At 39.4% G+C, this 10,662-nt stretch carries 8 protein-coding genes; all 8 read right to left on the reverse strand.

Annotation, left to right across the window (positions count from 1 at the left end; translation table 11 throughout):
• Positions 1-65: 65 nt before the first annotated feature.
• Positions 66-296, reverse strand: coding sequence for a GlsB/YeaQ/YmgE family stress response membrane protein (locus tag QZ565_RS05445; RefSeq protein WP_000901572.1), 231 nt, complete (start codon positions 294-296; stop codon positions 66-68).
• 9 nt (positions 297-305) lie between these two features.
• Positions 306-1,547 carry an aminopeptidase gene (locus QZ565_RS05450; protein WP_295526640.1) on the reverse strand — a complete coding sequence of 414 codons (1,242 nt, stop codon included), beginning with the start codon at positions 1,545-1,547 and terminating at the stop codon, positions 306-308.
• Positions 1,548-1,568: 21 nt separating this feature from the next.
• Entirely contained in the window at positions 1,569-1,721 is a 153-nt protein-coding gene (locus QZ565_RS05455) for a hypothetical protein (RefSeq protein WP_049499548.1), read from the reverse strand.
• A gap of 72 nt (positions 1,722-1,793) precedes the next feature.
• Positions 1,794-3,704, reverse strand: coding sequence for a DUF262 domain-containing HNH endonuclease family protein (locus QZ565_RS05460; RefSeq protein WP_295526643.1), 1,911 nt, complete (start codon positions 3,702-3,704; stop codon positions 1,794-1,796).
• Positions 3,698-5,008 (reverse strand): DUF262 domain-containing protein, encoded by a 1,311-nt coding sequence (locus QZ565_RS05465; RefSeq protein WP_295526646.1) that lies wholly within the window; start codon positions 5,006-5,008, stop codon positions 3,698-3,700. The genes QZ565_RS05460 and QZ565_RS05465 overlap by 7 nt, the downstream gene beginning before the upstream one ends.
• A gap of 7 nt (positions 5,009-5,015) precedes the next feature.
• Positions 5,016-5,966 carry a WYL domain-containing protein gene (locus QZ565_RS05470; protein WP_295526649.1) on the reverse strand — a complete coding sequence of 317 codons (951 nt, stop codon included), beginning with the start codon at positions 5,964-5,966 and terminating at the stop codon, positions 5,016-5,018.
• A gap of 107 nt (positions 5,967-6,073) precedes the next feature.
• A complete protein-coding gene (locus QZ565_RS05475; RefSeq protein ID WP_295526652.1) occupies positions 6,074-6,598 on the reverse strand; it encodes a DnaA/Hda family protein in 525 nt (174 codons plus the stop codon).
• A gap of 87 nt (positions 6,599-6,685) precedes the next feature.
• The coding region (locus QZ565_RS05480) for a PolC-type DNA polymerase III (RefSeq protein ID WP_295526655.1) at positions 6,686-10,662 on the reverse strand (3,977 nt) is incomplete at its 5' end.

The raw sequence follows: 10,662 nt of genomic DNA on the forward strand, positions 1-10,662 counted from the left end.
TGAGCAACCTGCGGCTAGTTTCCTAGTTTGCTCTTTGATTTTCATTGAGTATCAGATTTAAGAAATTAACTTCCTCGTCTCCAGAAAATCGCTAAGACAATCATGGAACCTAGTACTGCCGGAATAATGGCAGTTCCTGCTATTATCGGTCCCCAAGTTCCAAAAAGCAAATGGCCTATAAAGGCACCAATCCAGCCTAGAAACATTTTTCCAAAACATCCCATGCGTTCTCCACGATTGGTCAGAGTACCTGCTAAAAATCCCACTAGGAGACCAACGAACATACTTCCTAACATATTATCTCCTTAATTTGCCCAATCTCCGTTACGGAAGAGTGGTACACGTGTCCCATCCTCACGGATACCATCGATATCCATTTGGTTAGAACCAATCATAAAGTCTACGTGAACATCTGAACGGTTAAGCCCTGCAGCTTCAAGCTCCTCTTCGCTCATCTCCGCTCCACCAACAACGCTAGTTGCATAGGCTGCACCGATAGCCAAGTGATTTGACGCATTCTCATCGAAAAGGGTGTTAAAGAAGGTAATGCCTGACTGAGAAATTGGGCTTGGATCTGGTACCAAGGCACATTCACCTAAGGCATGCGCACCCGCATTTTCAAAGACAAGGTCTTTCATGACCTGATCACCCTTCTCAGCTGAAATATCCACGATTTGTCCATCCTTGAAGGTTACTTTAATTCCTTCGATGATATTTCCATTATAACTAAGCGGTTTTGTAGAAGTGACATAACCATCTGCGCGACGGAAGTCAGGCGCTGTGAAGACTTCCTCTGTCGGCATATTTGGCAAGAATCCTTCGCCCTGTGCATTGATAGCACCAGCTGATTCCCAAACGTGGTTTTTCGGCAAACCAAGTGTCAAATTTGTCCCTGGCGCTGTGTAGTGAAGTGCTGAAAATTGTTCTTTATTAAGCATATCAGCTTTGCTCTTGAGGATAGCTGCATGCTCTTCCCAAGCCTTAACAGGATCTTCTTCGTAGACACGGCAAGTTTTGAAGATTTGGTCCCAAAGGAGATCAACAGCTTCTTCGTCGCTCGCAGCATTTGGAAAGACTTTCTTAGCCCACTCAAGTCCTGCTGCAGCTGCTACCGTCCAGCTAACCTTGTTGGATTGAGTTGCGATACGCATTGGCTTCATGGCAAGTCCCATAGCTTTAGCAGAAGCCGAAAGCTTGTCAGCGTCCACTCCGTTCAAGGCACCTGGGTCAGAAGAACGAACTCCAAGACGGCTAGCTTTGTTCTCTAAAAGATAGTTCATCTCAGCAATCTTGTATTCAGGCACATTGTCCAAACGCTCCATCGGCGCATGGAGGAATTTCTCACGGTTAATGACATCATCTGTCCACTGAACAATAACCTCGTGCGCACCCAAAGCATAAGCTTCTTTGACGATTAAGTGAGCCAACTCACGTTGCTCCACATCGATAGAGAGAGCCAAAGTGTGACCAGGTTGCACGTTGATTCCGTTCGCAACCAATAATTTCGCATATTTTTCTAGATTTTCTTTAAAATTTGGTAAAACCATGTTGTTTTCTCTTTTCTATTTTTATTTTTCTTTCAAAGCAGAGAATAATCCTGCTAAAGCAATGGCACCTGACAAGAGTGCTGTTGATAGAAGAATTGTTTGATCAGCAAGTTCTAATTGATATTCAAATACCTTCTCAGCTGGCCTATCTTCCGCAAAAATTCTTAGTTTCATGAAATATCCTCCCTTACTAGTATATCACATATGATATAAATTTAAAAACAAGCCTAATAAAGCTTGTTTTAATTAACTAAAACAAAAGTCGTGTACATATCTTTCCACTTCTTTTTCCAAAGATTGAATCTCACCAATATCCCATCTATTGTTTTTAGAAGTTATTTCTGCCATCATCTGTAATTTCAAACTCTGACGCTTAAAGATATCTTCTCTCTTCCATTGTGCTAGTTTAGACTCCGGATACGAATTACCGAACTTAGAATTCTGACTATCGGTAATGATACAAAGATTACCAAAGGAATGTAAAAACTCGGCAGGTAATTGGCTTTCTCCATCCTGTCCATTTGGATTCTGAGGATACCAATGCTCTATGGAGCGACGATAAGCAAATTTAAAATCTTTAAACTCAATATCGTAATCTTTCTTCAATTCTTCACGATTTTTCCATAAAACATAATCTACAAAGTTAAAAGCATAAACAGGAATTTCCCAATATTTTTTGATACTTTTATCTTCGGTAAACAATCTTTCCTCAGCATATCTCACTGCCATTTTTTCAAGAAAATCCTTAAAGAGACTAGCAAATTCTGTTTGATTTAACTCTTCAATATGGTTAAACAAGAATTGCAAGATTTCATATAACCAACGACTATCTCGATTGGCAGTAAAGGTCACAGCAAACATGGATTGAAGCATTAAAATATCATCATTGAACTTTTCAAAAGAATTTTTATCATAATAATATTGAACAAATAAATCTCCTCTAGTTTTATTATTATAATCATTCCGATAAACTTTCTGCAGAAACCAATCATTCTCTTGTCTTCTATTATTAGTCTCTTGTGACATTCGTACGATCAAATTATCAAATATAAATTTTAATTTCAATAAATTCCTAATGAATAATGTAACATCCTCTATACCTGTATTAACACTAGTTATATTTTCAAATGTTTCTAATAATTTCTTGTCATCTAGCTGTATATCAGAAGGAGATACATTACCAAATGTTATATAATAAACGAAATATAAAAATGTTTCAAAGTTTATAATCGTTCTGTATTTTTCCACTTCATTCGTATCTGATATTACTTTAACTCTTGTAGATTCTTTATTTTCTATACTAGACAATAGAGATTTCTTATTAGTTGACTGAACTTCTATTTGACTTAAGGACTTATCAATATTTAAAAGAAAGCTATTCTGATAATTATTTCCTTTAATCCAATTCAAAGGAAATATTTTTTCTCTTTCTGCGTCATGATGCTTTTTCTTTGCTTTTTTTGTAAATGCGTTGATGACCGGCTTATCAAATTCTGCACAGGCATCCCAAATTCTCGCAAATTTTTGTGCCATTTCTTGATCTGTACCGAACTTAGACATCATTTGTGCCTTGAGAATCTCATGAGACTCTAGTTGTTCGCCTCGAGAGTTGAAACGTTCGAAATAAAGATTCAAATCTAAATCTTCAGGAAGTATACTCCGAAAAATGATGACATAATCAAAAAGATAATCAACGAAAGACTGAGGATCAAGACGGCGCTCCTCTAGCACTTTTTTCAATGCATCTTTAGCATGTCCGTAACCTCTAGTCAGCTCATTTTCATCGCCCTCTACAATTTTTTTCTTGGCAAATAAATCTTGAATATTCTCGTTTGATTTCTTTCTAGCTGGGAAGGTAAGCTTGACAGCTTTCAATCTATCAAAACCAAACTCATTCTTTAAAGCTAAGGCAATCAAATTAAGGGCGGTTGTCCGTTGTTGCCCATCTATGATTTTGAAAATGCCATTCTCTTTATTAACGACTAATGTTCCAATATAGTAATTGTCTCTATTTTCTTGAAAAGCATCTGCTACGTCATTCAGTAACTGCTCAATTTCATCATAAGTCCAAGCAAAATTTCTCTGATAAAGAGGGATAGCATAGGTATCTTCATTTAACAAACGATTAACTGATAAGCTTATCTGTGTTTCTACCATTTATCTTTTTCCTCTTCTATAATCTTGTCCACAGTATAATTTTCAAATAGCTCTCTATCTATTTTGACCATAAAATCATTCGGAGTGACCGCATGGGATAAAAGTTGAAATAGCTTTTGAGCCTCTTTTTGTCTAAAACTTCCACCAGCGGCGTATTTCCCTACCGTTGCATCATATATAGCTTTAGACTTAACTCGAGGGTAATAAGACCAAATAAACAAGGTCTCTACTATCTCCTTTGATAGCTCATCTTTTCCAAATCTCTCTGCAAAAAGTGAACAAATATTTAAGAATATATTGTGACACTTGAGGTAGCGTCCTTTTGAGCTATTGTAAATGTTTGACATACCTTCTGGGTAAGCTAGATTTTTTTCTTCCCCTTCAGGTTCATCAGAAAATCCTAACTCTTCATTTAAAAAATCTTTATGTTCTTTAATAGTTTCATAAGCAGATTCAATATACTCAAAAAATTTACTTCCATCAATGATTGGCATAGTAATGGACATGGGGAGATTTTCAATATGACGATACAATTCTAGATATGGAAAGTTCTGATTCAAATCAACGCCTTTAAAATCGTCAATAAAATCCTCTGTAAAACGGAGATAAGATCCATAACGCTTGTTTGTTAATCCTGTCTCTCCTCGCGACCAACGTCTCATACGGAAAAGATGTTTATCAAATAACTCCTTGAGACTTAAATCTTTATCTTCTACAAATTGCTCCCATTTTTCAACAATTTTTTCATCTTCTGAATCTTGCTTGCGAAGATGATAGGCTTTAAGCAAATCATGAGGTTCTAAAGATTTCCCACGATTATTCTGAGAATCAAATAGCTGAAAGGCCTCTGATAATCGTTCCTGTGGCATAGTAATCACGGAGACAGAACAATTTTCCAATAAAAAATTGCAAATATCTTTTGCCTGATTTTCGCCAACCAATTGAGTCAAATTTTCCCACTCATTATAATTTTCACTCGCATGATAGCAAGATAGCTCCCCAAATACAGCAGCACTCAGCAGTTGCTTAGCACCCTTATAATTCTCTAAATCATCTAATAAATGAAGAAACAAGGAAATTGAAATTAGCCGTTGCTGTCCATCGACAATATCATATCCATCATTTTCATGTAAGATAACGGAACCAATCTGATATTCCTTTTTCCCCATAGCATCTCGTAAATCATAAAAAAGATTACGGATATGTTTTCTGTTCCATTTATATGGCCTTTGATAAGAAGGAATCCGCAAATTTCCTTTTTTCAATAGTTCTCCAACCTTTTTAGAAGTAAATTGAATAGTCATTTTATCCTCATCTATATTTATCTATCATTTCTTGAACTGTTTGCTTCATATCCTCTACTAAAATCCGAGGAGACAAAACAGTAACTGCTTCCCCTTGTCCCAGCAACCAGCGTTTAAGACCCGGTGTATGCTGACTTTCAAACTGAAAATGAGTCCAGCTACCATTTTTCCCAACTATTTTTGCATTTGGAAATTGATCCATCACAATAGTCGGATCGTACAAATACTCGATTTCAATATTGATTTTCTTCCCGATAAAAGCGTCCACTCTCTCGTTACGAATGTCACCATCTCTAAATTTATCTCGATAAGAAATAGAGGGTTTCTCTATATCACTAAGAGACCAGGACTGGATACGGTCTACTCTTAAAGTAATATAAGTAGCATGTTTCAACTGGTAAACAACCAGATAGAAATAATGACTATCATAGTAAAGAGAGACTGGCAAAACCGTCTGCCTCTTAGAAGACTCAGAATAAGGTTTTTGATAGATAATGTCTAGAACCTGTTCATGCAAAATGGCTTCTGATAAATTCCATATTTTCTCTATTCTATTTTGCTGATCCGTTAAGGGAGCATAATTAAGCTTTTCACTACCAATGATCTGCTCAATTTCTTTCTGGTCATCACGAGGAACTAAAATCAGTAAATTTTTTAGTAAGCTATCAATTTCTGGCCGATTCAGTGCTCGATTTTCCAATAAAATCTTTGAAATAACGAGTATATCCTTTTTATTAAAAACTGCCTTACTTGCTAAACAATACTTATTCGTCTTACGGTTATAAAGCAAATCTCCACTATAACTGGTATTACTAGATAAAATATCACGAAGTAGAGAAAAATCTCTCTGTATCGTCTTTTCACTAACCTCAAATTCCTGAGCCAATTGCTTTTTCCCTAACTGAGTCCCAAACTGTAAGCGTAAAAAGATCGTTAGCAGTCTCTCTTGATCATTCATTTGCAGTCCTTCTACATATTATTCAAACAATACTATTTCCAGTACATTATTATCACTTCTATAGTCTAACTAGCACTTTATATTCAAAACGATTAAAGCAAAATAAACTAGCCCTTAGATGATTTCAACTGTACCACTATGCCAGATTCGAAGAACTCAACTACGGATTCAGGCATATTTTTTAAGTCTTCGGGTAAGCAGTCTGAATATACAATGAAGAGTTTGTTTCTTTTCTTACTCTCTTTGAATCGCTGCATCCAGTATTCCTGTACCCTTTGATCAGCCTCTCCCAAAAATTGAACTCCATTCATAAAAAGCCAATCACACTCTGTATACTCCATTTGCAGTTTTATCCATTGACTATCTTTAGAAGAAATCAAATTATCTCTCACTCGATAATATGCAAGTGATGCTATTGGAGTAGCAGGTTTTATTTTAGTTAACGTATAATAAAACAAATGCCATCTGTCAGTCTCTGAAATACCGCAAATGTAAATACATTGAGAATCTTCTTTTAAGTCTATTTGTGGGAATCCGGTCCAATCACTCCCATCATCTTTCAAGCCTTTTTCAAAATTGTAAATTTGCTCCTCAATTGACACGTTAGAATTTAAAATTCCTTGATCCACCATATTATACTCTCTTTTCTATTATTTTTAAGAGAATTATAACAAATCAAGTGGACATATTTTGTCCATTTGATCAAAATAAGCAATTTTTTAAAACAACTCATCAAACAAACTCAACTGATTATCCTCTGGCATATTTCCAAGAATACCCATTTCATCCATCTTTTCAACCAAAGTTGAGGAAAGTCCACCACGCTTGCGCAACTCTGTTTTAGAGAGGAATTCTCCCTCTTCACGCGCTCGCACTAACTGCTTGGCAACGTTCTCTCCCAGACCATCCATTGCTACAAATGGCGGAATGAGAGTGTCTCCATCAATGAGGAACTCTGTCGCCTGACTACGGTAGAGGTCGAGTTTGCCAAACTTAAAACCACGTTCCCACATTTCATTGACAATCTCAAGAGTTGTATAGAGGTCAATTTCCACATTAGAGGCTTCATTATTCTTCCGTTTTTCAGCAATTTCTTCCATTCTGCGCTTGATAGCATCCAAGCCCGCTCCCATAGTCTTGATATCAAAAGCCTTAGCACGGATGGAGAAGTAAGCACAGTAATAATAAATGGGATGGTGAACCTTGAAGTAGGCCACACGCAAGGCCATCATAACGTAGGCTGCCGCATGGGCCTTAGGGAACATGTACTTGATTTTCCCACAGGACTCGATATACCACTCTGGTACCTTATTGGCTTTCATGGCTTCAATGTAGCCATTTCGCTCTTCCTCGGAAATCTTCAACCACAAGCCCTTACGCACCCGTTCCATGATGGTAAAGGCCATCTTAGGTTCCAGACCAGCATGCATGAGGTAAACCATGATGTCGTCCCGACAACCGATAACAGTCGATAGGTCTGCTATTCCTTGCTTAATCAGATCTTGAGCATTGCCCAGCCAAACGTCGGTACCATGGGACAGACCTGAGAGCTGAAGCAACTCCGCAAAAGTCGTCGGATGCGTCTCATCTACCATCCCACGTACAAAGTTAGTTCCAAATTCTGGAATCCCCAGCATACCTGTCGGCGTTCCGATTTGCTCAGGAGTCACACCTAGCACATCAGTCCCAGAAAAGAGGGCCATCACGCCTTCGTCATCCATAGGGATTTCATTAGGATCAATCCCAGACAAGTCCTGCAGTTTCCGAATCATGGTCGGATCATCATGTCCCAGTACATCGAGTTTGAGGACGTTCTCATCGATATCGTGGAAGTTAAAGTGAGTGGTCTGCCATTCAGCCGTCACGTCATCTGCTGGATACTGAACAGGCGTAAAGTCGTAAACATCCATGTAGTTCGGAATAACAACAATTCCTCCCGGATGTTGGCCTGTCGTCCGCTTGACACCAGCCGCACCTTGAGCGAGGCGTTCTACTTCTGCATCACGATAAAACTTGCCATAATCTCGCTCATAGCCCTTGACAAAGCCATAAGCGGTCTTTGCAGCCACCGTACCAACCGTTCCTGCACGGAAGGCATATTCCTCACCAAAGATATCACGCACATCCAAGTGGGCACTAGGTTGATCTTCTCCCGAGAAGTTCAAGTCAATATCGGGAACCTTATCCCCATCAAAACCAAGGAATGTCTCAAACGGAATATCCTGCCCATTTTTGCTGAGTTTGTGACCACAGTTTGGACAGTCCTTATTGGGCATATCAAAACCTGAACCATAAGAACCATCCGTGATAAACTCACTGTACTGACACTGACCACAGACATAGTGAGGAGAGAGAGGATTAACCTCCGTAATCCCAATCATGGTCGCAACAAAACTGGAACCAACAGATCCACGGGAACCAACCAAGTAACCCCGTTCATTGGAACGTTGCACTAGCATCTGCGAAGCCAGATAAATCACAGCAAATCCATTCCCCAGAATAGAGGTTAGTTCTTTTTCAATCCGCAAATCAACGATATCTGGCAGCGGATTTCCATAAATCTCAAAAGCTTTCTTATAGGTCAACTCGGCAACTGTTTCTTCAGCCTTGTCAATGAAAGGCGTGTACAAGTCACCCTTAACAACTTCAACAGGTTCAAAGATATCTGTCAAGGCATTGGTGTTTTCAATAACCAATTTACGTGCCAGTTCCTCTCCCAAGAAAGCAAATTCATCCAACATTTCATTAGTCGTTCGAAAATGAGCCTTCGGAAGAGGAGCGGGTTGAGCATGTTCCCCATGACCGATAGTTCGGTTAATCATAGCCCCCTGTCCCAAACTACGGACGATAATTTCACGGTAAATCTCTTCTTCAGGTTCGATATAGTGAACATTCCCCGTAGCCAGAACTGGCTTGCCAAGACGATCTCCGACCTCTATCAAACTCTTGATAATGGTCTGTAGTTCTTCCATATCCTTGACCTGCTCCTTGGCAATCAAGGGAGCATAGATAGCTGGTGGCATGACCTCGATAAAGTCATAATACTTGGCCACCTCAACCGCCGCATCCACACCTTGGGAAACGACTGCATCAAAAACTTCACCTTCAGAGCAAGCTGAACCTAAAATCAAACCTTCACGATGGGCATCTAAAACCGTTCTCGGAATCCGTGGTACCCCTTCAAAGTACTTGGTATTGGATAAAGAAACCAGCTTAAAGATATTTTTTAGACCTACCTGATTCTTGACATAAATAGTCGCATGCTTGATTCGAGCTTTTTTATAAGAGTCTGGACTAATCAAATCAATGTTGAGTCTAGCTAAATCGGTCACACCATGTTTTTCTGCCACCTCTTTGATAAAGATGAAAAGCAGTCGACCTGTAGCTTCCGCATCGTAATTGGCCATGTGGTGATGTTCCAGAGACACACCAAAACGCTTGGTCAAAGGGCCCAAACCATGACGTTTATACTCAGGATAGAGATTTCTAGCAAACTCCAGCGTATCAATAACTGGCTGACTAATCTTTGGAAGACCATGACGCTCATAGTTGGCATTCATAAAGCCAACGTCAAAGGTTGCATTGTGAGCAACTAAGACTGTATCCTTGCAAAACTCTTGAAATTCTTGCAGAACTTGTTCAAGTGGTTTAGCATTTTTGACATGATCATCTGTAATACCAGTCAACTCCGTGGTAAAGGCTGACAAAGGATGCCCAGGATTGATAAATTCATCAAATTCAGCAATGACATTCCCCTTATACATCTTAGAGGCCGCAACCTGAATCAAGTCATTGTAGATGGCTGATAGTCCCGTCGTTTCCACGTCAAAAACCACATAGGTCGCTTCTGATAAGTCCATCTCCACTTCGTTATAAACGATAGGAACACGGTCCTCAACGATATTGGCTTCCATTCCATAAATCAGCTGAATTCCCGCTTTTTTGGCCGCCTTATAGCCGTGTGGGAAGGACTGGACATTCCCGTGGTCCGTGATGGCAACAGCCTTGTGTCCCCACTTAGCAGCTGTCGCAACGATTTCTTCAACCTCTGGCAGAGCATCCATGGTCGACATGTTAGTATGAGCATGAAACTCAACCCGGCGCTCACCTTCTGGCATTAAATCTTTCCGCTCATAGTGAACAACTTCCTGCACATCCTGCACATTCATAGTCAAATCACGTGTGAAGTTATTCATCTCCACATTTCCACGCACTCGGAGCCAAGAATTCTTCTTGATGAGGTCAAATTTCTGAGCCTCTTCCTCATTTTTAACCCACTTTTGCATAGAAAAACTTGAAGTGTAGTCCGTCATTTTAAAGTTGATTAAAACACGACCCGTTCTGGTCACTTTTTGCTCTACATCGAAAACAACCCCTTCAAAGACCAAACGATTTTCCTCAGTTGTCACTTCGATCATAGGAGTAATCTCCGCCTTATCCAGCTTCGGTTTAGCTGCAGCTTTTTTGGCTTGAAAATCAAAGGCTGGTTTCTCTTCTGCTGGAGGAGGTGCCATCTGTTCCAGTTGCTCCATCGCACGGAGCGCTTCCTCATTGGCAGCTTGAACAATCTGCTCATTTTCAGCATGAAAGGCTTCTTCCTGCTCTTGAGTCAGCACATCATTTTTCTCTACTTGACAGTTAAAAGTTGGAAAGCCAAATTTTTCAAGTTGTTTAGCTAAATTAGGAAGGTGATTTT

The sequence above is a fragment of the uncultured Streptococcus sp. genome (genome assembly GCF_915066115.1).
Classification (GTDB): Bacteria; Bacillota; Bacilli; order Lactobacillales; family Streptococcaceae; genus Streptococcus.

Coding starts and splice junctions, on each gene's coding strand:
- QZ565_RS05475 (WP_295526652.1), bottom strand. CDS start 6,598: ATGGTGGATCAAGGAATTTTAAATTCTAACGTGTCAATTGAGGAGCAA.
- QZ565_RS05450 (WP_295526640.1), bottom strand. CDS start 1,547: ATGGTTTTACCAAATTTTAAAGAAAATCTAGAAAAATATGCGAAATTA.
- QZ565_RS05455 (WP_049499548.1), bottom strand. CDS start 1,721: ATGAAACTAAGAATTTTTGCGGAAGATAGGCCAGCTGAGAAGGTATTT.
- QZ565_RS05465 (WP_295526646.1), bottom strand. CDS start 5,008: ATGACTATTCAATTTACTTCTAAAAAGGTTGGAGAACTATTGAAAAAA.
- QZ565_RS05445 (WP_000901572.1), bottom strand. CDS start 296: ATGTTAGGAAGTATGTTCGTTGGTCTCCTAGTGGGATTTTTAGCAGGT.
- QZ565_RS05460 (WP_295526643.1), bottom strand. CDS start 3,704: ATGGTAGAAACACAGATAAGCTTATCAGTTAATCGTTTGTTAAATGAA.
- QZ565_RS05470 (WP_295526649.1), bottom strand. CDS start 5,966: ATGAATGATCAAGAGAGACTGCTAACGATCTTTTTACGCTTACAGTTT.